Raw genomic sequence first — 24656 nt, forward strand, 5'->3', positions numbered from 1 at the left:
GCACGGTGGACGAGGCGCGGCTGCGGGACCTGATCCCCCAGGTCCTGGCCGTCCTCGTGCACCGCGGCGCGGACTTCGCGACCGCCGAGGATGCCGTGCAGGAAGCCCTGATCAACGGCATCGAGACGTGGGCGGACCGGCCGCCCGACGACCCCAAGGGCTGGCTGATCACCACCGCGTGGCGCCGCTTCCTCGACCTGGCCCGGTCCGACGTCGCCCGGCGCGACCGGGAGACCCGGGTGTCCGAGGAGCCGCCACCCGGGCCGGCCGAAGCCGCCGACGACACGCTGGCGCTCTACTTCCTGTGCGCACATCCCAGCCTGAGCGCCGCATCCGCCGTCGCACTCACACTGCGCGCCGTCGGCGGGCTGACCACCCGCCAGATCGCCGAGGCCTACCTCGTCCCGGAAGCGACGATGGCTCAGCGCATCAGCCGCGCCAAGCGCACCGTCGCCGACGTCCGGCTCGACCGCCCCGGCGACCTGCGCACCGTGCTGCGGGTGCTCTATCTGGTGTTCAACGAGGGCTACGGCGGCGACGTGGACCTCGCGGCGGAGGCGATCCGGCTGGCCCGGCAGTTGGCCGGTTCCACCGACGACCCCGAGGTCGCCGGGCTGCTCGCGCTCTTCCTGCTCCACCATGCACGACGCTCGGCGCGGACCCGGGCCGACGGCAGCCTGGTGCCGCTCGCCGACCAGGACCGCGGCCTGTGGCGGCGCGACCTCATCGCCGAGGGCGTGGCCGTGCTGCAGGCGGCGCTGGCCCGTGACCGGCTGGGGGAGTATCAGGCCCAGGCCGCGATCGCGGCGCTGCACGCCGACGCACCCACCACCGGTGAGACCGACTGGCCGCAGATCGTCGAGTGGTACGACGAGCTCGTCGCGCTCACCGACACCCCGGTGGTGCGGCTCAATCGCGCGGTCGCCGTGGGCGAGGCGGACGGACCGCAGGCGGGTCTCGCCGCGCTCGCCGAGCTGGACCCGGGCCTGCCGCGGCACACCGCGGCGACCGCCTACCTGACCGAGAAGGCGGGCAACCTCGCCACCGCGGCCGAGCTCTACGTGATGGCCGCCGACCGGGCGCAGAACATCGCCGAGCGGAACCACCTCACGCTCTGCGCCGCCGCGCTGCGCCAGCGCATCGCTGCCGGGGATCGCCCAGCGCGGTGAGCACCCGGCCCGCGACACGGTCGGCGCTGCGAAGGACACCGGTGCGCCGCGCCGCGACGACGTGCCGGGTGACGGCGCCGAGCACCTGCCGACTGGAGCCACTGCGTGCGAGCAGCGCAGTGGTCGCCGCTCCGCACAGGAATCCGACCACGAAGACACCGCGGGTGCGGCGTCTGTTCCGCCTGGCGGCCACCGCGGCGACCAGCGTGCGCGCGGTGGCGAGCACGGCGAGCGCCAGCAGCAGCCACCCCAGTGCCGGTCCCACCGCCTGCATGGCGCCACCTCCCGCCGCCCCTGCGCGGGCCGCCCGGCCGATCAAACATCGGTTCGGTCTGCGGCGGAAGACCCTGCGCCGCTTCGTGACCCAATCGACCGCGAAGCGTTAACCGATGGGTGTCGGTGACAGACCGCCGTCGCACCGGCTCAGGCCTCACGCCGACGGCTCGTCCTGCCACTCTCTCCACGAGACACGATGTCGCACAACGTCGTCGGCCACCTCGGTGATGCGCCGATCGCGGGCGAACGCGTACGCCCGCATCCGCACCAGAGCCTCGCCCACCGACACCCCCAGGCGTTCGGCGATGACGCCCGCCGCGATGTGCACCTGTGACCTGGTGAAGGGGTCGGACTCCGTCAGCGCGGTCAACGTGGCTCCGTTGAGATCCTCGTCGTCGGCCACCCGATGTGACCACCGGGTGTACGTCGAGCCGATCACCGCACCGATGGCCGCCGCGCATCCGAGCGCCGCGTCGTACTCGTCGACGGTCATCGGGCCGGCGTCGCGCCGGTAGAGCTCCAGCACACCCACCGGCTGATCGCCCAGCCGCACCGGGAAGTTGAAGGCGGCGCCGACACCGAGCGCGACCGCCTCGCGGCAGAACACCGTCCAGCGCTCCTCATGTGCGAGGTCGGTGACGCACTTCGGCAGGCCGGTCCCGTAGCACTCCAGGCACGGACCCTCACCGAGTGCGAACTGGAGTTCGTCGATGCGCTGGGCGAGTGCGTCGGTCGCGAACACCAGCTCACGGCTGTTCGGTGCCTGGGAGAGCAGCGCGAGGCTGGCACCGTCGACTCTCGACCACCCCACCGCGCTGTCGCAGAACGGCGCCGTGGAGGCGAACAACGACGCGGGTTCATCGCGCCAGGCGCCGTCCGCGTCGTCATCACTGGCCCACGGCTCAGCCATCGCGACCTCGCGCGACGTCAGCAGCCATGGCCGGTATTTACCCTCCGGCGCGGCCCGTAATCCTGCGGCCGCGCGTCGTCCCGCCGAGTCCGAGGCTTGCCCGCGCGGCAGGCCGGGTACATGGCTGCGAACGACGGAAGTGGTGGGGGGTGAGGTCGTCGATGGAACCGGACTGTCCCAAGCGCATGGAGTTCGGGCCATGCGGCGGTGTGCGTCCCGACGGTCAGTGCGAGATGCGGCCGGGGCCGTGCGCGTTCCACGATGTGGTGCCGTGGTCCGGAGTGCCGCCCGTCGCCCGGCCGGCCCGGGCCCCGCGGGTGCTCACCGATTTCAGCGCCGTCCCGTTCGACCAGGCCGACATCGCTGCGACGGCGGCGATCCTCGCGGCGTCGTGTGACGCCGTGCTGGTCGGCGAGCACCAGAACAAACCCGATTTCCCGCCGACACTCATGGGCCGACTGCTGCTCGACGCTGGGGTGACGCCGTGGATCACCCTGTCGTGCCGGGACCGCAACCGCGTGGTGCTCGAACAGGAGCTGCGCGGACTGTGCGCCATCGGCGTCCCGACCGTGATGTGTGTGACCGGTGACGGCCGCGGTTACGACGTGCGGCCCGAGGTCACGCAGACCTTCGATCTCGACGGCCCGCGGTTGGTCGCGCTGGCCGCGTCGGCGGGCGCCGTCGCGGCGGTACCCGAGACACCGACCGCACCGCCCGTCTCCGCGCGGCCGCTGCGGCTGGTGCAGAAGCAGCGGGCGGGCGCCAGCATCGCGGTGCTCAACCACGTGCCGTTCCCCGCCGATGTCTCCGCCTTCATGGCGTCGGCCCGGTCAGCGGGCCTGCACATCCCGGTGGTCGCCGCGGTCGCGGTGTTCACCGACAGCATGTCCGCGTCCGTGCTGCAGAGCCTGCCCGGTCTCGACCTGGATCAGGACGTCGTCGCCGAGGTGCTCGGTGCGGCCGATCCGGTGGCGGCCGGGATCGACGCGGCCGTCGCGGAGGCCAGGGCGCTGCTGGCCATCGACGGCGTCGAGGGCGTCAACGTCTCGGGGCTGGCGTCGGCCGCAGGTGGCCACGTCGGCGCCGAGATCAAGGCCGAGGTGGGCCGCCGAATCCGGGAGGAGTTGTCGTGAGCGAGGCGATGGAGGCCGAGTTCGACACGGTCGCCGAGTGGACGGCCCAGGTGGCGGTGAAGCTGGGAGCGGAGTACCACGTTCCGGCGGGCTGCCGGGGCAGCGGGAGTCCCGCGGCGCTGGACTGGCTCGGCGAACACATGCGCCTGGCCCCGGGGCACCTGCTGGTGGACTGCGGAGCGGGAGTCGGTGGCCCCGCGGCTTATGCGGCACAGACGCATTCGGTGAAGCCCGTGCTGGTCGAACCCGAAGCAGGGGCGTGCCGCGCGGCGCGCACGCTCTTCGACCATCCGGTGCTGCGTGCGCTCGGGTCGGCGATGCCCGTCGCCGACGCGAGCGCCGACGCGGCCTGGTCCCTCGGTGTGCTCTGCACGACTCCGGATCAGCGCGCGCTGCTCGAGGACCTGCGGCGGGTGGTGCGGCCGGGCGGGCGGATCGGGCTGCTCGTCTTCATCGCCCACGGGGCCATCGCGAGCGATCAGCTCCCCGACAATCACTTCCCCACGGACGACGCACTCGATGACCTGCTGGCCGAGGCCGCCCTCGATGTCGAGCACCGCCTCAGCACCGCCGACCTGCCCGCCATCCCGAGCGACTGGGACGAGCGCGTCGATGCGGTGACCGATGCGCTCACCGAGCGGCACGGGCACGAGCGGGCCTGGCAGCTGGCCGAGCGGCAGAGCGCGACGATCGGGCGGCTACTCGGGGACGGGACGCTGACCGGCGAGCTGCTGGTGCTGCGGCACCCGTGACCGGCGGTCAGACCGGCGCGAGCCGGTCGGCCCACGGCATCGCCCGCTCGAGTTGGGCGGCCAGCCGGATCAGCGTCGACTCACCGGCGAGCGGCGCCACGAACTGCACGCCGAGCGGCAGGCCGTCGGCGGTCCAGTGCAGCGGCAGCGTGATCGCGGGCCTGCCGGTGAGATTCGCCAGCTGCGTGTACGGCACCCAGCCGAGGTTCTTGTCCACCATGTCGTCGACGATCCCGGTGAGACCCAGCAGTCGCGCGGTACGCGTCTTGATCAGCACATCGGCCCCCCGCTGTATCGCCACCGGAAGGTCGAACTCACCGACCTTCGGCGGCGGCGTCGCCAGGGACGGTGTCAGCAGCAGGTCGTAGGACTCGAAGTACGTCGTCAGCCGGCGGGTGTGGTCGTGGCGCCGCTGCACGGCGTCGACGTAGTCCACACTGCTGGTCGCCCGGCCGAGGGCGGCGAGGATCAGCGTGTCCCGCTCGAACTTGTCGTCACCGGCGCCTGTCCGCCGCTTGGCGTCGTCGAGCTCCCACGCGGTGTAGACGAACCACGTGAGCAGGAAGTCGCGGGCAAGTGCGGCGTCGTCGAACGGCGCCTGCGGCAGCTCCTCGACGTGGTGGCCGAGGTCGGTCAGGCTCTTGACCGCCGCCTCGACGGCGGCGAAGGCCTCCCGATGCGGTGCCGGGTTGATCGCCGACGGCACCCGCACCCCGATGCGCAGGGCGCCGGGCTCGGCATCCACGCACGACGCGAACGACGCGTCGGGCACGCCAGGAACGAACGGCCCGCCCGGTTCGCCGCCGGCGAGCACGTCGAGCATCGCGGCCGTGTCGCGCACGGTGCGGGACACGACGCCCTGCACGGCGGCGCCGTGCATCGACTCGCTCGTCGCCGGCCCCGACGGCGTGAGGCCGCGGCCCGGTTTGAGTCCGACCAGGCCGCAGCATGCCGCCGGGATGCGGATCGAGCCGCCGCCGTCGTTCGCGCCCGCGCAGGGCACGATTCCGGCGGCGACCGCGGCGGCCGACCCGCCCGACGAACCGCCGGGCGTGCGCTGCAGGTCCCACGGATTACGGGCCGGGCCCCAGGCGACCGGTTCGGTGATCCCCTTCGCCCCGAACTCCGGGGTGTTGGTCTTGCCGAAGATGACCAGGCCGGCGTCGATCCAGCGCTGCACCACCGTCGCGTGCTCGGTGGCGTTCGTCGACATCCACGCCCGGGAACCCGCCGAGGTGGGCAGGCCCGCAAAGTCCTGCGCCAGGTCCTTGATGAGGAACGGCACGCCGGCGAACGGCCCGCTCAGTTCGTCCGCCGCCCGGGCGTCGGCGGGGACGTCGCGCACGATCGCGTTGATCCGCGGATTCACCGCGGCCGCCCGGTCCCGCGCGAGGCGCAGCAGCTCCGCCGGGGTCACGTCGCCGTCGGCGACGAGCTTCGCCAGCGAGGTGGCGTCATGGGAGCGGTATTCGTCGAAGTCCACCGACAGACCGTATGTCGCGGAGTCCGCGCCCGTGGCGAGTACCTCCCTCCGGACCGGGTACTCACCGCTCACGGTTCTCGAGGAGGAAGCTCATGGCGAAGGATCACGGATCGAGCGTCAAGAACGACAAGCAGTACGAGGGTCTGCGCAAGAAGGGCATGAGCAAGTCGCGCGCGGCCGCCATCGCGAACACACCGGACGCGTCCAAGAAGGGCGGCAAGAAGTCGGGCGGGAAGAACTCGAAGTAGCGCTTACCCGCTCGCCCCGTGTGCCACGAATCGTGTCACGATGCCGCGGGGAGGGCAACGCCGGAGTCGTAAAGCCCACTCTGCGATCGGAATCCGCGACGTCGCCGGTGACGCGCAGGCCGGACCGCACCCGCCGAAGCGTCGGTCGGCGATTCGGGGCGCGGAACCGCTTGCTGCTCAACTGATTTCATCTCGTCGTGGCCCACCCTCGCCGGCCTGTCCGGGAGTGCGAGCGTGTGGATGGTGCGCAGCGTCTGCAGATACTGGTGCAGCAGCGACCCGGTGGTGTAGGGCAGGCCGAATCGCTCGCACAGTGGCCGCACGCGTCTGGCGATCGCGGCGTAGCGGTTGCTGGGCAGATCCGGGAAGAGGTGGTGCTCGATCTGGTAGCAGAGGTTCCCGCTGGCGAACGCCAGCAGTGGGCCGGCATCGAAGTTCGCGGAACCCAGCATCTGGCGGAGGTACCACTGCGGTTTGGTCTCTTCATCGAGCACCGCGGCGGCGAACTTCTCTGCACCGTCGGGAAAGTGGCCGCAGAAGATCACGACGTAGGCCCACAGGTTGCGGACGATGTTCGCGGCGACGTTCGCCCCGAGTGTGCGGCGCCATCGTGACCGGCCCAGCACCGGGAACATCACGTAGTCCTTGACCATCTGGCGGGTGAGCTTCCGCCGCGCGGCCCGGGAAAGGGCGGTCTTCTCGGACTGCGTCGTGGCGCGGTCCTGCGCGGCGTGCAGGTCGTGCTGGGCGATGCCCCACTCGAACCCGAGAGCCAGAATGACATTTCGCAGCGGCTGCAGCAGATGGCGGGGCTCCCACGGCTGGTCGCGGGTCATCCGAATCACGCCGTAGCCCAGGTCCTCGTCCACGTCGAGAACGTTGGTGAAGACGTGGTGGATGTAGTTGTGGGAGTAGCGCCACTGCGACGACGGGCCCGCCATGTCCCATTCCCACGTGTTGGAGTGGATCTCAGGGTCGTTCATCCAGTCCCACTGGCCGTGGCCGATGTTGTGCCCGATCTCCATGTTCTCGACGGTTTTCGCGAAAGCCAGCGCAGCGACCCCGGTGGCCCAGCCAATCTTGGAGCGGCTCGCCGCGATGAGCAGTCGTCCACCGATCTCCAACGTGCGCTGGAAGGCGATGGTGCGGCGAATGTAGGCGGCGTCGCGGGCGCCGAGGGACTCTTCGACCTCGAGGCGGATCGCGTCGAGCTCGGCTCCGAGCTCCGCCATGTCGGATTCGGTCAGGTGCGCGTACTGCGCGACGTCGGTGATGGCCATGAGGTGTCCTTGGTGTGAGGCAGCGGACCGTGACACGGCCGACCACGAATGAAGACGACGATCAAACGATTCCCACTGCCTGAGAATTCGGGACAGTGGGCGCGACTGACTGGGAGTCGCGGCGCCCACGCCTGTTGCCACGGGAATACCCGGACAGAGGGCGAGAAAACCCTTTCAACCGTTACGCCCTGCGCAGCGTCAACAGCGTGATCTCGCTGGGTGCGAACACCCGGAACGGTGGACCCCAGAAGCCGGTGCCACGGCTGGTGTAGAGCTGCGTGCGCTCGCCGTGCCTGCTCAGCCCCTGCACCACCGGCTGGTCCAGCCGGACCAGGAAGTTGAACGGCCAGATCTGCCCGCCGTGGGTGTGGCCCGAGATCTGCAGGTCGACGCCCGCCCGCACCGCGTGTGGCACCTGCTTGGGCTGGTGCGCCAGCAGCAGGACGGGCAGCGCCCGGTCGGCGCCTTCGAGCGCGGCCTGCAGATTCGCGCCGTGGCCGTGCACACCCGAGCCCGCCGCGGTAGCGTCGTCCACCCCGGCGACCACGAGCCGGTCACCGCCGCGCTCCACCACGACGTGCCGGTTGTGCAGCGCCGCCCAGCCGATCGACTCCATGTAGTCGAGCCAGCCCTGCGCCTCGGAGAAGTACTCGTGATTGCCGGTGACGTAGACGCGCGCCGACGCCGCCCGCACCGACGCCAGCGGGCTCGCCTGCGCCTCGCGCACCGCCACGGTTCCGTCGGCGATGTCGCCGACGTGACACGCCACGTCGGCGTCCAGCTCGTTGACCCGCTCCACCACCGCTGCCGACCAGCGCGCCCGGTCGATCGGCCCGTAGTGGGTGTCGGTGATCATCGCGACCCGCAGACCGTCCAGTCCGGCGCCCAGCCCGGCGATCCCGACGTCGACCCTGCGTACGCGGGGGACCCGCATCGCCTCGAAATGACCCCACCCCAGCAGCGCCACCACCACGGCCACCACCGCAGCGGCGACCACCCGCGAGCGCACCGGATCCTCGACACCGGCGATCACCAGCGCCAACTCCAGCAGGTGGCCGAGCACCGACCAGACGAACAGCACCCACGCGGCGCCGAGCAGTGCGTCCCCGGCGGCGGCCGCCCGGTCGAGGTGCCTGCGTCCGTGCCCGAGCATCATCAGCAACGGCAGCCCGGCGCAGGCCGCGACGAACAGCAGCGTGCCTGCCACCACGACGACCACCGGCCACGCCGCTCCGGCCGCCAGCAGTGTCCACCAGGGCACGCCGAACAGCAGCAGCAGGACGGCCAGCACGACCGCGTGGCGCCGCCATCGACGCCGGGGCCTGCGCGGTGGATCGTCGTTCTCGACCACGTCGGCCGGGGTGTCTGTCACTCCGTCGACGGTACCCACGTCGGCGCGCAGCTCACGTCCGCAGCAGTACCTTGACGACGTCACCGGTCCGGGCGGCCACGGCGCGGTAACCCTCCGGTGCGGAGTCCAGCGGCAGTTCGGTGGTGAAGATCCCGTCCACCTCCAGCCGGCCTGCCTGCAGCAGCGGGATCAGCTGCGGCCAGGTCTGCTGCACCGGCGCGGTGGTCATCCGCAGCGTGACGCTGCGCAGCAGGGCCATCGTCGCGGGGAACGGGAACGGCTGCAGATCGTGCACGCCGACCACCGACACGGTGCCGCCCGCGCGGACCGCGGTCAGCGCGTCGGCGATCGTGATGTCGTTGCCGACCGCGTCGATCACCGCGTCGACGCCGCGGCCGCCGGAGTGCTCCATCGCCGCGGTGGTCGCCGACGGCGCCACCGGCGTCGCCCCCATGGCCGCCGCGCGGTCACGGCGCTGAGGCACCGGATCAACCGCAAGGACCGTCGCGGCGCCCTGGAAGAGCGCGCTGCGCACGGCACAGAGCCCGACGGCGCCGAGGCCGATGACGACGACGCTGCCGCCTGCCGGGAAGTCGGCGCGCTGCGCCGCGGCCCAACCGGTCGCCAGGTTGTCGGTGAGCAGCAGGGCCTGCTCGTCGTCGATGCCGTCGGGGACGGCGAGCAGCTGGAAGTCCGCGGCCGGGACGGCCAGCAGCTCGGACTGCGCGCCACCGAGCACGCCGGTGCCGAAGATCTGCGGGCCGGAGTGACAGCGAATCGGGTCGAGTGTCGCGCAGCCCCCGCAGTGACCGCAGCCGGCCACCGAGGAGACCAGCACCCGGTCGCCCACCCGGACGGTCCGGACGTCGGGTCCGACGTCGACGACGGTGCCGACGGCCTCGTGGCCGAGCGCCACCGGCTCGAACATCGGGTAGTCGCCCTCGTAGAAGTGCAGGTCGGATCCGCAGATCCCGGACGCGCTCACCGCGACGACGGCGCCGTCGGGCTCCGGCAGGACCGGGTCGGGCAGGTGGTCCACCCGGATCGCCGCCGGTCCGTCGATCAGCACGCTACGCATGCCGCGCCACCTCCGAACCCGCCGTCACCGGGGCCGACCGCAGCACGAAGTCGTCCCAGATCGGCTCCCGGACCGCGGCGTGGTACTCGTAGAGCTTCCACGGGCTGACCGTGTGGATCTCGCCGAACGAGTTCTTGAAGTACGAGTGGGCGATCGAGGGATGCGCCCACACCGTCTGCCGGATCGCCTCCTGCGAGCGGCGCCGCCATTCCTCGGTGGCCTCCGGCGTCGGCTCCATCGAGTGCAGCCCGTCGGCCAGCCTGGCCAGGCACTGCCCGATGTAGCGCATCTGCAGTTCCGAGTTGAGGATCAGGCTGCCGCCGTGGGCCAGGTGCGTGCCGGGGCCGTAGGTGAGGAAGAAGTTCGGGAAGCCGGGCACGGTGATCCCGCGGTACGCGTAGGGCCGCTCACCCCACACCTCGCGCAGGTCCGCTCCGTCGCGGCCGGTGACGGTGATCGGCCACAGCACCTCGGTGGCGCGGAAGCCGGTGGCGTAGACGATCACGTCGGCCGGGTGCTCGTGCCCGTCCGCGGTGACGACACCGGTGGCGGTGATGCGTTCGATGGGTGTGCGGACCAGGTCGACGTTGTCGCGGCGCAGCGTCCGGATCCAGCTGCCGTTGTCCTGCAGCGTCCGCTTGCCGGTCGCCGGGTAGTCGGGCAGCACCTTCTCCAGCAGCGCGGTGTCGCCGTCGACCTGGGTGGTGATCCAGTCGGTGAACATCAGCCGCGCCATGGCGTTGATCTCGCTCACCGCGTGTTCCTGCGGCGTGTAGCCGGGATCGACGCGCGCCGCGTCGAGGCCCTTGTCGGCGCCGGGCCACAACACCAGGAAGCGGTACCAGCGGCTGTAGAAGGGCAGGTGCTCCATGGCCCACCGGGTGCCGTCGCCGACGCGGTCGTGGTACATCGGGTTGGGGAACATCCACTGTGCGGTGCGCTGGAACACCGTCAGGTGCGCGACGTCATCGGCGATCGCCGGTGCGATCTGGAAACCGCTGGCGCCCGCGCCGATCAGCGCCACCCGGCGGCCGGCCACGTCGACGCCGTGATCCCAGCAGGCGGAGTGGAAGGCCGGGCCGGTGAAGTCCGCCGCGCCGGGGATGTCGGGGACGTGCGGCCGGTTGAGCTGGCCGACGGCGCTGATGACGGCGCGCGCCGCCACCGTCGAGGTGGTGCCGTCCGCACCGCGCAGCGTCACCTGCCAGACGCCGCCGTCGTCGTCCCATGCCGCCTTGACCACCTCGGTCCGCCAGCGCACCTGCTCGGCGATGCCGTGCCGGGCCGCAACGTCGGCGAAGTACCGCCGCAGTTCTGGCTGTTCGGCGAAGTAGTGGCTCCACGCGTTGCTCGGCTCGAAGCTGTAGCAGTAGAAGTGGTTCGCCACGTCCACCCGGGCGCCCGGATAGGTGTTCTCCCACCACGTACCGCCGGGTCCGGCGTTCTTCTCGACCACCGTGAACGGCAGGCCCGCCTGCTTCAGTCGGATCGCCGCCAGCAGCCCCGACTCCCCGCACCCGATCACCAGCACCGGGAGGTCGGACGCGGCGACGGAATCGAGCGGCTGCGGGCGGCGCGGATCGGTGCCGTCGAGGTCGAGTTCCTCGGACATCAGCGGCAGGTACTCCTCACCCACCGGCTCGCAGGCGGCCCAGTCCATCATCCGCCTGATCACGGCCGGGTCCAGCGGCGCCGGCTCCGGGCAACCGCGGTCGCGGTAGTCGGTGATCACGTCGAGTGCCACCGCCCTGGCCCTGGCCCTGTCCTCCTCGGACATGAAGCCCTGGATCTCGTTGAGGAACAACCCGGCCTGGGCGAACTCGTCGAGGTAGCGGGTGTCACCGGTGATGTGCACCAGGCTGAGCAGCAGCGTGGGGACACTGACGTCGACCAGTGCCGCGGCGATGTCCTCGGTGGAGGTGGTGAACGGGGTGCCGGCATACCGACTCCGCATGGGTTCCTTCCCGGTGCATCGGCGATAAATACGCTACGCGCCGTATCGTAACGGGGCGGGGCTGGCCGGGGACCGGTTGAGACGCAATCGCCTAGATCGGGTGCGTCAACCCGGGCAGGCAGTTGATGAACGGGATGCACGGCGGCCGCGGCGGTGCCGGCGGGCCGGGCGGCTGGCCGGGGATCATGACCGGCTCCGTCAACGGCGCCGCGGGGTCGAAGTAGAAGCTGTGGCACACGTTCATGTCCCAGTCCGGGATGGGTTCCATCCCTGAACCGGGGCACCACAGCTGGCTGCAGGTGCCCTGGGCGTTGCATTGCATCGGCGGGCCTTCGGGCGGCGCACATGGCGGCGTGTTGGCGTTCGACGGCGAGCAGAATGGCGCCGCCGACGCCGTGTTCGCCGCCGGGCCCACCATGGCGAAGGTGAGACCGCCGGTGACGGCTGCCGCAGCGGCGAATCCCGCGACGACGTTGCGATTCATGACAGCTCCTTTCGGCGTGCCACCTGGTGGCAGGCGAGTGCCCCCATTACACGCCGATCGGCTGCCTACCGATCCCAACTTCGCCCCATCCGGCGGCCTGTCCAGCGCTGATGCCGACGCCGCGGCGTTGCCGTAGCGTGTTGGCCTGGCGCGGGGTGTAACGGCGCCTTCCGGTGCAACGATGCATCAGTGGTGTAGCGCAAAGACGCAGTGCACCAACGTAATCCGTCGTCCAGCTGTGCGGGGGCCAGCTCGTGTGACGGCGGCCACACCGACCCTTTAGGACCAGTGACAGGCCCCCGAGAGCACCTCACCGCAGACCTGCGCGCACCCCGGATACACCGGCGGACCGCGCTCGCGCTGCCTCCGCTGCTGGCAGCGGCCGCGATGCTCACCCAGCCCCCGCGGGCGGGCGCCGAGGCCGGCCGGTGGCCCGCCGAGCGAGCGCACCGCTGGTATCGCGCGCAGGGGTGGCTTGTCGGCGCCAATTACGTCACCTCGAACGCGATCAACCAGCTGGAGATGTTCGGTGCGGGCACCTTCGACCCGCGGCGCATCGACGCCGAACTGCGCGCAGCCCGGCTGATCGGATTCAACACCGCGCGGGTGTTTTTGCACGATCAGTTGTGGGCTCAGGACAAGGCGGGATTCCAGCGCCGGCTGTCGCACTTCGTGACGATCGCGGCGCGCCACCGCATCAAGCCGCTGTTCGTCCTCTTCGACTCCTGCTGGGACCCCTTTCCCGTGCTCGGCCGCCAGCGCGGGCCACGGCCGGGCGTGCACAACTCAGGCTGGGTGCAGAGCCCCGGTGCCGAGCGTCTCGGCGACCCCGGCTATCGGCGGGTGATGCGCGACTACGTCGTGGCGGTGCTGACCCGCTACCGCAACGACGCCAGGGTGCTCGGCTGGGATCTGTGGAACGAGCCGGACAACCTCGCCCCGCAGTACCACCAGGTGGAACGCCGCGACAAGCTCGACCTCGTCGCGGGGCTGCTCCCGCAGGTGTTCGGTTGGGCGCGTTCGGTGGACCCGGATCAGCCGCTGACGAGTGGTGTCTGGCAGGGCGAGTGGCGGGACCCGCTGCGCCGCAGCCCGATCGCCGCCATCCAGCTCGACAACTCCGACGTCATCAGCTTCCACAGCTACGACCATCCGGCCGGATTCGAGGGCCGGATCGGCGAACTGGCCCCGCTCGGGCGACCGATGCTGTGCACCGAGTACCTGGCCCGTTCGATGGGCAGCACCGTCGAAGGCGTCCTGCCGATCGCCAAGCGGCACAACGTCGGCGCGTACAACTGGGGTCTGGTGGCCGGGCGGAGCCAGACGATCTACCCCTGGGACTCCTGGGAGCGCCCGTATCCGGCCGACCCGCCGGTGTGGTTCCACGACCTGCTACACCCCGCGGGCCGGCCCTACCGGCACGACGAGATCCGCACGATCCGAGCGCTGACCGGCCGGCCGCGGCCCACCTGAGGTCACTGCACCGTGGCGGGGTCGCCCTGCGGGGCGGGCAGGTTCAGTGCGTTCACCGCGAAGTCGGCGGCCTGTTCGGTCATCCCGTTGGACTTGTAGGAGCTGTGCGCGGCCCTGTCCAGTCCGCCCGGGGCGCAGACCGGATCACCGGCGGCACACAACTGCAGCGTCTTCGGCTCATACGCCCGGCCGATCGCGATCGGTGGTGCGCTGTGGTCGACGAGGCCCGCGAACCAGCTGTCGGGCAGACCGAACAGCACCACCGCCGCGACATGGGGAGCGACCGAGGCCGGCAGCGGTCCACTGAGACCGGACGGCAGGACCACGCCCGCGGGCACGCTGTCCGAGGTCGTGTAGGCGGCGACCGCTGCGCCCTGGGAGTAGCCGCCGAGAACGATCCTGGTGTTCGGACAGGACGCCGCGATCGCCTCGACCTTGGCTGCGGTGTCGGCGACACCGTTGACGGCCGCCTGGAAGTCCAGTGACGCGGGGTAGTCGACGCCGTAGGCCTCGACGCTGCGGCCGGGCAGGCGGGCGTCGAGCGCATCGACGAACGCCTGGCCCGTCGCCCCGACACCGGGCGCCTCGAACGTCCCGCGGGCGAACACTGCCTCGACATCGGGGCACGACGGCGCGGCGGTGGCCACCCCGGCCGCCTGCGGTCCGAGCACGGCGGCGAACACCGCGACGCCGACGGCGAGTCTGCGGAACAGCGGCGGTACGGCGGTGGCTTTCGATGCGGCGCTGGTGGTCATGGCCGTTCCTTCCGGCAGGGGCTCTCGTGGTCGGCACAAGAGTCCCCCGCGCGGAGATTCAGCACATCGCCGCTGGCATCCGTGACGCGTACCGGCTAGCAGGAAAAGGTCAGCCCTGCGCGACCGCTTCGACGGGTTCGGACTCGCCGCCGGGCAGCTTGCCCACCACGAAGTCGGCGGCCTCGTTGACCATGCCGTTCACCACGTACGCGCCGTGGGCGCCGTTGTTCCCGCCGCCCGGCGAGCAGACGGGATCGTCGACGACGCACAGGTCGAGGGTCTTCGACACGTACTCCGAGCCGACATTGATCGGCGGGGCGCCGGTGTAGATCATCTGCAGGAAGCCGCTCGAGGGTTTACCGAACAGCGTCACCGCGGCGACGCGATCGGCCACTTCCCGCCCCATCGGCCCGGTCATTCCAGGCGGCGGTGTGTAGCCCTCGGGAACGGCGTCCTCGGTGATGTAGGCGGCCACCGCGGCGCCCTGGGAGTAACCGCCGAGCACGATCTCGGTGTCCGGGCAGTTCGCCGCGGTGGCGCGGACCCGGTTGCTGGCATCGATCACCCCGTCCGCAGCCGTGGCGAAGTCCAGCGAGGCGGGGTAGTTCACCGGGTAGACCTCGACCGACTTCCCCGGCGTCTTCGCCCGTAGCGCGTCGACGAACGCCTGCCCGACGCCGCCCACGCCTGCCGGCTCGAAGGTGCCTCGCGCGAAGACCACCTCCACGTTCGGACACGGCGCCGCAGCCGCCGGGGCGGCGACGACGACCGAACCCGCGACCGCCGTCACGGCGGGCACCAGGGCAGCGAACCAACGACCAACTTTTTTCATCCCGACCGCCTGATCTCGAAGTTGACTAACTGCCGGTGCGCTCACGGTGTTTGCACCCCGGCCAACAGCAGGGCCGGCGCTGGCCCTCCTCCAGTTCCTCACGGGTGCGCCGGATGCGGCGTTCCCGGGTCGCCTTCTGCTTGGCGTCCTCCACCCAGCAGATGAACTCGTTGCGCGCCAGCGGCGTGATGTCCTTCCACGCGGCGAGGGCGGTGGCGTCGTCGACCAATGCCTCGCGCAGGTCCGCGGGCAGCTTGTGCACCACCCCGCCGGGCACCCGCTGGCTGCTCACCGAACCAGCGTAACCCCGTCCGCGCCCCTCGTCATGACGTGGGAAGACCACCGCGACAGCACGTTACGGCCGGTCAATTTATTCCCGATTCCGGCAGCGAATTGTCAGCGGTTGTAGGGCTGCTCCTGAACCCAGTTGAAGCCCCGGTCGACGAGTGGGAACGTCGCCGGGTCCATCCGGGTGAACCACGCGTGGATGCGGTGACCGGCGAAGTCCTCGCCGTCGATCACGATCCTGTCGGTGCTGCCCGCATCGGGCCACCAGTACGTGAGCCGGATCGTCGCCGGTGTCTCCTCGTAGGACCCCAGTTCGATCCGGTTGGTCAGATCGATGAAGTGGGTGCGCGCGTCGATGGTCCCGCCGAACACCTCGAACGAGTCGTCCATGTGCTGCACGGTCACCATCACCGGATCCGACATCAGGAACGGCCGGTCGAAGATGACCCGCCGCCAGCGCAGTTCGTCGGTCAGCAGCGGGTCGCGTCGGTAGCCCTCGGCGGAGAACCCGTCGACCTGCCAGATGCCGTAGAGGTTGGGCGTCGGCCGGGTGAACTGCCGCCAGCCCTGCCCGCCGAACGCGGCCAGCAGCATCACCCCGATCAGCACCTGCGCCACCAGCGCCGTCCGGTTCGCCCGCCGGCCAGCGAACAGGTGCGTGGACTCGGCGGCCGCGACCGCCCGGTCGGTGAACAGCGCCGCGAACAACCGGCGCGCATGGGGAGCGAGCAGGAACAGGCTCAGCAGCAGCAACTGCGACGACACCGACTTCAGCCGGATGTCGTAGGTCATGTTCAGGATGAACACCTGGGTGAGGTCGAACGCGCACACCAGCGCGCCGGCAGCGGCCGTCCGCGGCAGCAGCAGGAGCAGCCCACCGAGCACCTCGGCCGCGCCGAGCATCATCTGGTACGGCTGCGAGATGCCGACCTGCGCCCACAGTGCGCCCGTCGGACTGAAGTTCCCGTAGGGCTCGACCAGGCGGTTCAGCACGAACGGCATCTGCGTCGGGATCAGCTTCGCCATCCCGAAATAGAACATCGCCGCGGCGAGCATGAGCCGCAGCACCGTCCACACCCACGCCTGCAGCCGGTCGTAGCGCCCGCGGCGCCGGTCGAGCACCGACCACACCGCCGTCGCCAGCGCCGCGAGTGCGGCGATCAGGACGATCGCCGACCACTGGAATGCGCTGTCACTGCCGACCTGCGTGCCCTGCACACGCAGGCCGAGCAGGTGGGTGCCGGTCCACTCGATCGGCGGGCCCATCACCATGAGCGCTGCGCGCATCGCCGACCAGGGACCGTCGATACCGATGCCCGCGAGCACCACCGGCACCAGCCCGATGCCGAGCGCAAGGCCGAACGCCCCGAAATAGCAGCTGCCGAAGCGGAAGGCGAGCAGGGTCGGCAGGCTCCACGGCGGCCCCGGCGCACCGGGATCGGCGACGTGGGCTGCGTCGACCTCGCCGCCGGGACGGTCCGCGGCCTCGGTGGCGATCATGAACCTATAGTCAGGGCTGCGCGCGGGATCCGCGAACACTTTCTTGCCGACGGAGGTCGACAGTGACGTCAGCCCGGTACTCCAGAGGGCGGTCGCTGGCGATCGTCGCGGTCGCCTACGTGGTGGCCGTCGCCGTCGCGGTGACCTACCTGCTGTGGGGTCCCGGCACCGGCCGGCTCTGGCTGGACGCCCTCATCGCCGACGTGCTCGCCACCCTGGTGATCTTCGGATTCAGCCGGGTGTACCGGAACTCCAGCTTCTACGACGCCTTCTGGAGTGTGATCCCGCCGCTGCTGCTCGCGTACTGGTGGATCGAGGCGCCCGCGCCGGACACGCTGCGGTGCTGCCTGGTGGCGGCTGTGGTGGTGGTCTGGGCGATACGGCTGACCGGCAACTGGGTCTACGCGTTTCCCGGTCTGCACCACGAGGATTGGCGCTACCCGATGTTCAAGGAGCGCGCGGGGCGGTGGGAGTGGGCGGCCGACCTGTTCGCCATCCACCTGATCCCCACGATCCAGGTGTTCCTCGGCATGGTCCCGGTCTATGTCGCGGTGACCCGGCCGGGGCCGGGGCTGACCTGGCTGGCGTGGGCGGCGTTCGTCGTGGGCCTCGCGGCGGTGGCGCTCGAGTACGCCGCCGATGCCCAGATGCACCGGTTCGTCGCGGCCCGGCGGCCCGGCGAGGTGATGGACCGCGGGCTGTGGAGCTGGTCGCGGCACCCGAACTACCTCGGCGAGTTCGCCTTCTGGGTGTCCCTCGCGCTGTTCGGCATCGCCGCCGCCCCCGGTGACTGGTGGTGGCAGATCATCGGCGCCGCGGCGATTCTGGCGATGTTCCTCGGCGCCAGCATCCCGATGATGGAGGAGCGCAGCCTGGCGCGCCGGCCCGACTACGCCAGCGTCGTCGAGCGGGTCTCCCGGTTCGTCCCGCGCCCGCCGCGTGAGCGATCCCGCACCTGACCGCGACGCCATGTGGTGATGTGGTGTAGGTCACAATTCTCTCCGGCCTGTCACGAACGGGCGTCCGCCGGGATCTCGAGGACAAACCCCCGGAGGAACAGGAGACCGAGATGACCGAGAACCGCATCCACGTCGTCGTCATCGGCGGTGGCTACGCAGGCACCCTTGCCGCCAACCGTCTTCAGCAGAATCCCGACCTGGACATCACCCTCGTCAATGCCCGCCCGCAGTTCGTCCAGCGGCTGCGGCTGCACCAGTTCGCGGCCCGCACCGGTGACGCGACCGCCGACTACGGCACGCTGCTCGGCGACAGGGTGAGGCTGGTCGTCGACAGCGCCACCCGCATCGACACCGCCGGCCGCGTGGTGCGACTGGCATCGGGCGGTGCGCTGCCCTACGACTACGTCATCTACGCCGTCGGCAGCACCGCCGCGCTGCCGCCTTCCGTGCCGGGAGCGGCCGAACATGCCTACGCCGTCGCAGAATTCGAGCATGCCGCGCGACTGCGGGCCGCCCTCGACGCCGTTGAGCCGAACGCCCCGGTCACCGTCGTCGGCGCGGGGTTGACCGGGATCGAGACCGCCGCCGAGCTCGCCGAGAGCGGACACGCCGTCACACTGGTCGGCGGCGGGCGGCTGGCGCCGTCGTTCGCCGCACCAGCCCGGCGCTCGGTGGCTGAGTGGTTCGCCGCCAACAACGTGCGCGTAATCGAGTCGGCCGTCGTCGCCGAGGTTCGGCCCGACGCCGTCGTCCTCGCCGACGGCTCTGTGCACCCGAGCGCGGTCACCGTGTGGACGGCCGGCTTCGGAGTGCCTGACCTGGCCGCGCGCAGCGGATTGCGCACCGACACCCTCGGCCGGCTGCTCACCGACGAGACACTGACCAGCGTGGACGACGATCGCGTGCTGGCGGCCGGGGACGCGGCCGCACCGTCGGGACGGCCGCTGCGGATGAGCTGCTACGCCGCGGGCCCGACGGCGGCCACCGCCGCCGACACCGTGCTCAGCCGCGTCGCGGGCGACCGGCCGGCGACGCTGAGCCTGATGTGGACGGTGACCAACGTCGGGCTGGGCCGGCGGGGCGCGGTGTTCCAGCCCACCCGCCGCGACGACACGCCACGCAACATCCACCTCGGCGGCGGGATGGGCAGCCGTGTCGCGGGGGCGGTCAAGGAGGCGGTCACCAGGGGCACGCTGTGGGGCCTGCGCCGCGAAGCACGCAAGCCCGGCTCGACGGTCTGGCCGAAGGCCGCGACGCGGCCCGAACTTGCGGATCCGCCTGTGCAGGTGGTGCCGTCGTGAACGAGCACGCCGAGCGGTTCAGCCTGCTGCGGCCGCTGCTGTTCACCATCGCCTACCAGATGCTCGGCTCGGCGACCGAGGCGGACGACGTGCTGCAGGACAGTTACCTGCGCTGGGCCGACGTCGACCTCGCGACGGTCAGGGACACGAAAGCGTATCTGGCGCAACTGGTCACCCGCCAGGCGCTCAAGGCGCTGCGGTCCGGTGCCCGCCGTCGCGAGGACTACGTCGGCCCGTGGTTGCCCGAGCCGCTGCTGCTCGACGACCGCGATGCGTCGACCGACGTGGTGCTCGCCGAATCGGTGTCGATGGCCATGCTGGTGCTGCTCGAGACGCTCGGCCCCGACGAGCGGGCAGTGTTCGTGTTGCGCGAGGTGTTCGACTTCGAGTACGGCGAGATCGCCGAGGCCGTAGGCAAATCCGCGGTCGCGGTACGCCAGATGGCGCACCGGGCACGCGAACACGTGCGGGCGCGCCGCAAGCGGTTCGATCCCGTCGACCCCGAGCAGACCACCCGGATCACCGAGCAGTTCCTCGCCGCGGCCACCACCGGTGACGTGGACGAGCTGATGAGGCTGCTGGCACCCGACGTCACCTGGACCGCCGACGGTGGCGGCAGGGTCGGCGCGGCCAGACGGCCGATCACCGGCGTCGACCGGTTGATCCCGCTGATCGTCGGCCCCTTCCGCCGGGGGCTGGCGACGCTGCGGACCGCGGTGGTCACGGCCAACGGCGCACCGGCCGTCGCCGTCTACCGTGGCGACCGTCTGGAAGCCGTGCTGGCCGTCGAGATCGTCGACGGCAGGATCACCCACCTCTACGCGATCGCCAACCCGGACAAGCTCTCGACGGTCACGACGGCGCGCACCATCAGCCGGTGAGGTGCGCGCCGCCGCCGGCGTCACGGATTCAGGTTGACCGTGTGAGTACTCGCCAGGTTGGTTCCCAGGTCGGCGCGTCTCGTGCTCACCACATCCCAGGTGGATGTGCCGATCTGGTAACAGGATTCGAACCTGTCATACGGATTGACGTACATCGTCGGACCGTTGGGGTCTCCCCACCAGGCACCGTCGGTGGCCAGTGCGTAGTAGTACGCGTACCTGTTCGTCGTGTAGATGGCCGACTTCGTCTCGCCGGGGGCGAGCACCCACCACCCCTTGGTCGCCCAGCCGCCGTACTGGCCGCAGGCGTCCTGATCGCGTTTCATGACCGCCACCGAGACCGTGCGGCCGTAGTTGTTCCGGAATGCCAGATACATGGTCTCAGCCCCTCTGCTCGTCGATGACGTCTTCGGTCACGGCGACGTCACCGGCGAGATCGCGCTGACGGTCCCGGCGACCCGACGGCTGCTGGTCTTCGGATGTCTCGTAATTTGAGTCGGATTCGTCGTCGGCGGCGAAAGCCTCCGTCGGCGCCAATTGTTTTCCTCGGTCGTTCGTCATTCTGTTCCCCCTGTTGTGTCGGCACGGCTGGTGCCGGGCCGCACGTCGAGTGTGCGCACTATGGGCGGGGCCCACTCGGGTAGTCGACTACCCGAGTTGTCGAGCGCATGCCGCGATCCGAGACGTGTCGGACCCTTCTGCGATGATGGGTTCATGTCCTCGAGCGCAACGTCTTTCGCTCCTTCGGTGAGGCCGAAGGACCGGCTGGCGGAGCTGTTCGACGAGATCGCCGAGTTGTGCGGTCAACGCAACGCGATCGACGGGCGGCTGGTGGAGATCGTCGCCGAGATCGACCGCGGCGGATTGTGGGGCATGGCGGGCGCGCGGTCGGTGGCGGCGATGGTGGCGTGGAAGACCGGCTCGTCACCGAGGAACGCTGAAATCGTCACCGCCGTCGCGCAGCGGTGGGAGGAATTGCCGCGCTGCACCCAACTCTTGCGCGAGGGTGGGGTGTCACTGGATCAGGTCGGGGTGATTGCCGAGAAGGCCGGGCCGGGCTCGGATGCGCACTACGCTCAGTTGGTCACCGCAGCGACGGTGAACCAGTTGCGCACCGCGATCAAGCTCGAACCCCCACCGGAACCGAAACCCGATCCCAAGCCTGAACCCGCCCCGTCGTTCAGCAAGACCACCGACGACAAGGGCACCTGCTACCGGATCTGGCTGTCGCATCTGGAGGCGGCGAAGCTGGACGCCGCCGTGCAGTCACATCTGGACGGGATGGTCGCCGACTGGAAACGCGACCACGGCGACGGCGAGGGCGCTGGCGCGTCGGAGCAGGTTCCGCCGATGCCTACGACGGTCGATGCGTTCCTGAGCGTGGTCGAGGCCGGTTGGGACACCGAGGTGGCGCGGCGCCCGCACGGGCAGCGCACCACCGTGATCGCCCATGTGGACGTCAAGGAACAGGTGGCTTCTTTGCATCTGGGTCCGGTGCTCACTGATGCTGATCGCCGCTTCCTGTTGTGCGACGCCACGTTCGAGGTGTGGTTGGAACGCCACGGGCAACCCATCGGCTCCGGGCGCGACACCCGCCAGATCAGCCGCCGGCTGCGCCGGGCACTGGAGCACCGTGACCGGTGCTGCGTGGTGCCGGGATGCGGAGCCACCCGCGGATTGCACGCCCATCACATCCGGCACTGGGAGGACGGTGGTCTCACTGAACTGGACAACCTGGTCCTGGTGTGTCCGTATCACCACCGGATGCACCACAAAGGCGGCATCACCATCACCGGACCCGCGCAGCACCTCGTCGTGACCGACAGGGACGGAGGGCAATTGAGTTCGGCATCGCTGGCCCGACCACCGACGAAACCGCCACCCGGTGTACCTCCCTGTCCCGGGCCCACCGGCGAACGCGCCGACTGGTGGTGGTACTCACCATTCGAACCACAGCCACCACCGGCAGCCGCCTAGTCCATCCGGCCGGCATCCACCAGCCGGATCACCGGGACGCCCTCCTCGTCGGACGCCTCGAGGTCGACCTCGACGTCGATGCCCCAGTCGCGGTCGCCCGCCGGGTCGTCGAGGATCTGCCGCACCCGCCACACGCCCGGCTGCCGGTCGATGATCAGTAGCGCCGGGCCGCGGGCGTCGGCGCCGATGCCCACGTCGGCGTGCTCGGCGAAGTACTCCCGCCCGGCGTCGGCCCAGCGTTCTGCGTGCCACCCGGAGCCGGAGTCCAACTCGCCCAGCTCATTCCAGCGGCGCCGGGCGAACAGCTCCACCCGGCGGAACAGCGCGTTGCGGACCATCGCGGTGAACGCCCGCTCGTTGCCGGTCAGCGGCCGCGGCCGGACGGGCACCGCCACCGGCTGGTCCAGCGGCTGGTCGGGACTGGTGAGCTGTTCCCACTCGTCGAGCAGGCTGGAGTCCACCTGGCGCACCAGTTCGGCGAGCCACTCGACGATGTCGGTGACCTCCTCGGTGCGCGCGGCGGCAGGCACCCCGGACCGCAGCGCCTTGACGGCGTCGGACAGGTAGCGCAGCACCGCACCCTCGGACCGGGTGAGCTTGTAGGTGCCGACGTATTCGCGGAAGGTCAGCCCCCGCTCCCACATCTCCCGCACGACGGACTTCGGTGACAGCGGTGAGTCCGCCGCCCACGGATTCGTCTGCAGGTACACCTCGTAGGTGTGCTGGAGCAGGTCCTCCAGCGGCCGCGGGTAGGTGACGTCGTCGAGCAGTTCGATCCGCTCGTCGTACTCGATGCCCTCGGCCTTCATCGCGGCCACCGCCTCACCCCTGGCCTTGTTCAGCTGAGCGGCCAGGATCTGGCGCGGGTCCTCCAGCGTCGCCTCGATCACCGAGACGACATCGCGCGCATAGGTTTCCGATTCCGTGTCCAGCACGTCGATCGCGGCGAGGGCAAACGTCGACAGCGGCTGGTACAGCGCGAAGTCGCGGGGCAGGTCGACGGTCAACCGGTAGCGCCGCCCGTCGGGCTCGGGGACCTCGAGGCGTTCGACGACGCCGGCCTGCAGCAGCGAGCGGGCGATGCCGACCGCCTCCCGGATGAGCTGGAGCTGGCGTTTGCGCGGCTCGTGGTTGTCGGTGAGCAACCGCCGCATGGCGGCGAACGGGTCGCCGGGACGGTCGACCACGTCGAGGATCATCGCCGTCGACACCCGCATGTTGCTCGTCAGCTGCTCGGGCACCGCCTCGACCAGCCGCGTCATGGTCTTCTCGCTCCACGGCACCATGCCCTCGGGCACCTTGCGGCGCACCAACTTACGGCGCTTCTTCGGGTCGTCGGCGACCTTGGCGAACTGTTTGAGGTTCTCCACCTCGTGCTCGGGGGCCTGCACGACGACGGTGCCCGCGGTGTCGTAGCCGGCGCGGCCCGCCCGCCCGGCGATCTGGTGGAACTCGCGCGCATTGAGCAGTCGGGTCCGCACACCGTCGTACTTCGACAGCGCCGAGAACACGACGGTGCGGATCGGCACGTTGATGCCGACGCCGAGCGTGTCGGTGCCGCAGATCACCTTCAGCAGCCCGGCCTGCGCGAGCTGCTCGACCAGCCGCCGGTACTTGGGCAGCATCCCGGCGTGGTGCACCCCGATGCCGTGCCGCACCAGCCGCGACAGCGTGGCGCCGAACGCCGAGGAGAACCGGAAGGCGCCGATCAGGTCGCGGATCGCCGCCTTCTCTTCCTTGGTGCTGACGTTGACGCTCATCAGCGCCTGCGCCCGTTCCAGCGCGGAGGCCTGGGTGAAGTGCACGACGTAGATCGGCGCCTGCCGAGTGTCGAGCAGATCGCCGATGGTCTCGTGCATCGGGGTGGTGGCGTAGGAGTAGAACAGCGGGACCGGTCGCTCGGCGTGGGCCACCAGCGCCGTCGGCCGCCCGGTCCGGCGGGTGAGGTCGTCGCGCAGGAACGTGACGTCGCCGAGCGTCGCGGACATCAAGAGGAACTGGGCGCGCGGCAACTCGAGCAGCGGCACCTGCCAGGCCCAGCCCCGGTCGGGATCGCCGTAGAAGTGGAACTCGTCCATCACCACCAGGCCGATCGCAGCGTCCGGCCCTTCCCGCAGCGCGATGTTGGCCAGCACCTCGGCCGTGCACGCGATGATCGGCGCGTCCGCGTTGACCGCCGCGTCGCCGGTCAGCATCCCGACGTTCACCGCGCCGAACACCCCGCACAGCGCGAAGAACTTCTCGCTGACCAGTGCCTTGATCGGCGCGGTGTAGTAGGTGCGCCGTCCCGCGGCCAGCGCCGCGTACTGAGCGCCGGTGGCCACCAGTGACTTGCCCGAACCGGTCGGCGTCGCCAGCACCACGTTGGCCCCGCTGACCAGTTCGATCAGCGCCTCCTCCTGCGCGGGGTACAGCGCGGTGCCGTTCGCCTCGGCCCACGCGGCGAACGACGCGAAGAGGCCGTCGGCGTCGTCGCCCATCGCGCGCAGCGCCGACAGGTCGTCGGGGTCGTCGAGCAGGGGCGTGGGTGACATGGCCCCACCAGCGTGCCCGACACGCATTTGGGATCGGT

Annotated in this window: 24 protein-coding genes; 9 read left to right on the forward strand and 15 right to left on the reverse strand. The window is 70.7% G+C overall.

Translation table 11 applies throughout. From position 1 onward, the window contains the following. The first annotated feature begins 5 nt into the window (after positions 1-5). On the forward strand, positions 6-1169 hold the full coding sequence (locus tag AB0K11_RS22300) for a DUF6596 domain-containing protein (protein WP_364983095.1): 1164 nt from the start codon (positions 6-8) through the stop codon (positions 1167-1169). Here AB0K11_RS22300 and AB0K11_RS22305 read toward each other — a convergent pair. Together AB0K11_RS22305 and AB0K11_RS22310 are read right to left on the reverse strand one after the other, a co-directional pair. After that, the gene (locus AB0K11_RS22305) at positions 1108-1443 is read right to left on the reverse strand and encodes a hypothetical protein (RefSeq protein WP_364981995.1); all 336 of its coding nucleotides are present in this window, start codon (positions 1441-1443) and stop codon (positions 1108-1110) included. The two genes, AB0K11_RS22300 and AB0K11_RS22305, sit on opposite strands and share 62 nt — an antisense overlap. A gap of 156 nt (positions 1444-1599) precedes the next feature. Beyond that, positions 1600-2355 carry a GAF domain-containing protein gene (locus AB0K11_RS22310; RefSeq protein ID WP_364981998.1) on the reverse strand — a complete coding sequence of 252 codons (756 nt, stop codon included), beginning with the start codon at positions 2353-2355 and terminating at the stop codon, positions 1600-1602. 161 nt (positions 2356-2516) lie between these two features. On the opposite strand from AB0K11_RS22310, the gene AB0K11_RS22315 reads away from it, so the two are divergent. Together AB0K11_RS22315 and AB0K11_RS22320 are read left to right on the forward strand one after the other, a co-directional pair. Further along, complete coding sequence (locus tag AB0K11_RS22315; protein WP_364983098.1) at positions 2517-3488, forward strand: methylenetetrahydrofolate reductase; 972 nt, start codon at positions 2517-2519, stop codon at positions 3486-3488. Beyond that, the gene (locus AB0K11_RS22320; protein ID WP_364982001.1) at positions 3485-4240 is read left to right on the forward strand and encodes a methyltransferase domain-containing protein; all 756 of its coding nucleotides are present in this window, start codon (positions 3485-3487) and stop codon (positions 4238-4240) included. The genes AB0K11_RS22315 and AB0K11_RS22320 overlap by 4 nt, the downstream gene beginning before the upstream one ends. Positions 4241-4247: 7 nt before the next feature. Here AB0K11_RS22320 and AB0K11_RS22325 read toward each other — a convergent pair whose 3' ends face one another. Beyond that, the gene (locus tag AB0K11_RS22325) at positions 4248-5723 is read right to left on the reverse strand and encodes an amidase family protein (RefSeq protein WP_364982004.1); all 1476 of its coding nucleotides are present in this window, start codon (positions 5721-5723) and stop codon (positions 4248-4250) included. 92 nt (positions 5724-5815) lie between these two features. On the opposite strand from AB0K11_RS22325, the gene AB0K11_RS22330 reads away from it, so the two are divergent. Then, the gene (locus AB0K11_RS22330; RefSeq protein WP_364982007.1) at positions 5816-5971 is read left to right on the forward strand and encodes a hypothetical protein; all 156 of its coding nucleotides are present in this window, start codon (positions 5816-5818) and stop codon (positions 5969-5971) included. 35 nt (positions 5972-6006) lie between these two features. Here the strand turns inward: AB0K11_RS22330 and AB0K11_RS22335 are convergent, their stop codons facing one another. The 5 genes from AB0K11_RS22335 to AB0K11_RS22355 form a co-directional block, all read right to left on the reverse strand. Continuing rightward, positions 6007-7251 carry a fatty acid desaturase gene (locus AB0K11_RS22335; RefSeq protein ID WP_364982010.1) on the reverse strand — a complete coding sequence of 415 codons (1245 nt, stop codon included), beginning with the start codon at positions 7249-7251 and terminating at the stop codon, positions 6007-6009. A gap of 181 nt (positions 7252-7432) precedes the next feature. Continuing rightward, entirely contained in the window at positions 7433-8623 is a 1191-nt protein-coding gene (locus tag AB0K11_RS22340; protein ID WP_364982013.1) for a metallophosphoesterase, read from the reverse strand. Between the two features lie 31 nt (positions 8624-8654). Further along, complete coding sequence (locus AB0K11_RS22345; RefSeq protein WP_364982016.1) at positions 8655-9680, reverse strand: alcohol dehydrogenase catalytic domain-containing protein; 1026 nt, start codon at positions 9678-9680, stop codon at positions 8655-8657. Then, entirely contained in the window at positions 9673-11634 is a 1962-nt protein-coding gene (locus tag AB0K11_RS22350; protein ID WP_364982019.1) for an NAD(P)/FAD-dependent oxidoreductase, read from the reverse strand. Before AB0K11_RS22350 ends, AB0K11_RS22345 begins: the two co-directional genes overlap by 8 nt. 91 nt (positions 11635-11725) lie before the next feature. After that, positions 11726-12118, reverse strand: coding sequence for a hypothetical protein (locus AB0K11_RS22355; protein ID WP_364982022.1), 393 nt, complete (start codon positions 12116-12118; stop codon positions 11726-11728). Positions 12119-12454: 336 nt separating this feature from the next. Between AB0K11_RS22355 and AB0K11_RS22360 the strand changes: the two genes are divergently transcribed. Continuing rightward, entirely contained in the window at positions 12455-13591 is a 1137-nt protein-coding gene (locus AB0K11_RS22360; RefSeq protein ID WP_364983101.1) for a 1,4-beta-xylanase, read from the forward strand. Between the two features lie 2 nt (positions 13592-13593). Here AB0K11_RS22360 and AB0K11_RS22365 read toward each other — a convergent pair whose 3' ends face one another. The 4 genes from AB0K11_RS22365 to AB0K11_RS22380 all read right to left on the reverse strand — a co-directional run bounded on the left by AB0K11_RS22365 (position 13594) and on the right by AB0K11_RS22380 (position 16966). Continuing rightward, on the reverse strand, positions 13594-14346 hold the full coding sequence (locus tag AB0K11_RS22365) for a cutinase family protein (RefSeq protein ID WP_364982025.1): 753 nt from the start codon (positions 14344-14346) through the stop codon (positions 13594-13596). A 109-nt stretch (positions 14347-14455) separates the two neighbouring features. Next, positions 14456-15178, reverse strand: coding sequence for a cutinase family protein (locus tag AB0K11_RS22370; protein WP_364982028.1), 723 nt, complete (start codon positions 15176-15178; stop codon positions 14456-14458). 25 nt (positions 15179-15203) lie between these two features. Further along, on the reverse strand, positions 15204-15470 hold the full coding sequence (locus AB0K11_RS22375) for a YdeI/OmpD-associated family protein (RefSeq protein WP_364982031.1): 267 nt from the start codon (positions 15468-15470) through the stop codon (positions 15204-15206). Between the two features lie 104 nt (positions 15471-15574). Then, positions 15575-16966, reverse strand: coding sequence for a DoxX family protein (locus AB0K11_RS22380; protein ID WP_364982034.1), 1392 nt, complete (start codon positions 16964-16966; stop codon positions 15575-15577). A 62-nt stretch (positions 16967-17028) separates the two neighbouring features. Between AB0K11_RS22380 and AB0K11_RS22385 the strand changes: the two genes are divergently transcribed. The 3 genes from AB0K11_RS22385 to AB0K11_RS22395 all read left to right on the forward strand — a co-directional run bounded on the left by AB0K11_RS22385 (position 17029) and on the right by AB0K11_RS22395 (position 20107). Next, positions 17029-17925 (forward strand): DUF1295 domain-containing protein, encoded by an 897-nt coding sequence (locus tag AB0K11_RS22385; protein WP_364982037.1) that lies wholly within the window; start codon positions 17029-17031, stop codon positions 17923-17925. Positions 17926-18035: 110 nt separating this feature from the next. Further along, positions 18036-19226 carry an FAD-dependent oxidoreductase gene (locus tag AB0K11_RS22390; protein ID WP_364982039.1) on the forward strand — a complete coding sequence of 397 codons (1191 nt, stop codon included), beginning with the start codon at positions 18036-18038 and terminating at the stop codon, positions 19224-19226. Continuing rightward, positions 19223-20107: an RNA polymerase sigma-70 factor gene (locus AB0K11_RS22395; protein ID WP_364982042.1), complete on the forward strand. Its 885-nt coding sequence runs from the start codon at positions 19223-19225 to the stop codon at positions 20105-20107. Before AB0K11_RS22390 ends, AB0K11_RS22395 begins: the two co-directional genes overlap by 4 nt. Positions 20108-20127: 20 nt before the next feature. Here the strand turns inward: AB0K11_RS22395 and AB0K11_RS22400 are convergent, their stop codons facing one another. Next, a complete protein-coding gene (locus AB0K11_RS22400) occupies positions 20128-20484 on the reverse strand; it encodes a DUF1036 domain-containing protein (protein WP_364982045.1) in 357 nt (118 codons plus the stop codon). A 4-nt stretch (positions 20485-20488) separates the two neighbouring features. Then, entirely contained in the window at positions 20489-20668 is a 180-nt protein-coding gene (locus AB0K11_RS22405) for a hypothetical protein (RefSeq protein ID WP_364982048.1), read from the reverse strand. A gap of 153 nt (positions 20669-20821) precedes the next feature. On the opposite strand from AB0K11_RS22405, the gene AB0K11_RS22410 reads away from it, so the two are divergent. Then, positions 20822-22084 (forward strand): HNH endonuclease signature motif containing protein, encoded by a 1263-nt coding sequence (locus tag AB0K11_RS22410; RefSeq protein ID WP_364982051.1) that lies wholly within the window; start codon positions 20822-20824, stop codon positions 22082-22084. On the opposite strand, the gene AB0K11_RS22415 is transcribed toward AB0K11_RS22410, so the two are convergent. Then, a complete protein-coding gene (locus tag AB0K11_RS22415) occupies positions 22081-24618 on the reverse strand; it encodes a DUF3516 domain-containing protein (RefSeq protein WP_364982054.1) in 2538 nt (845 codons plus the stop codon). The two genes, AB0K11_RS22410 and AB0K11_RS22415, sit on opposite strands and share 4 nt — an antisense overlap. Between the last annotated feature and the right edge of the window lie 38 nt (positions 24619-24656).

Source organism: Mycobacterium sp. NPDC050551 (genome assembly GCF_040674075.1).
Lineage (GTDB): Bacteria > Actinomycetota > Actinomycetes > Mycobacteriales > Mycobacteriaceae > Mycobacterium.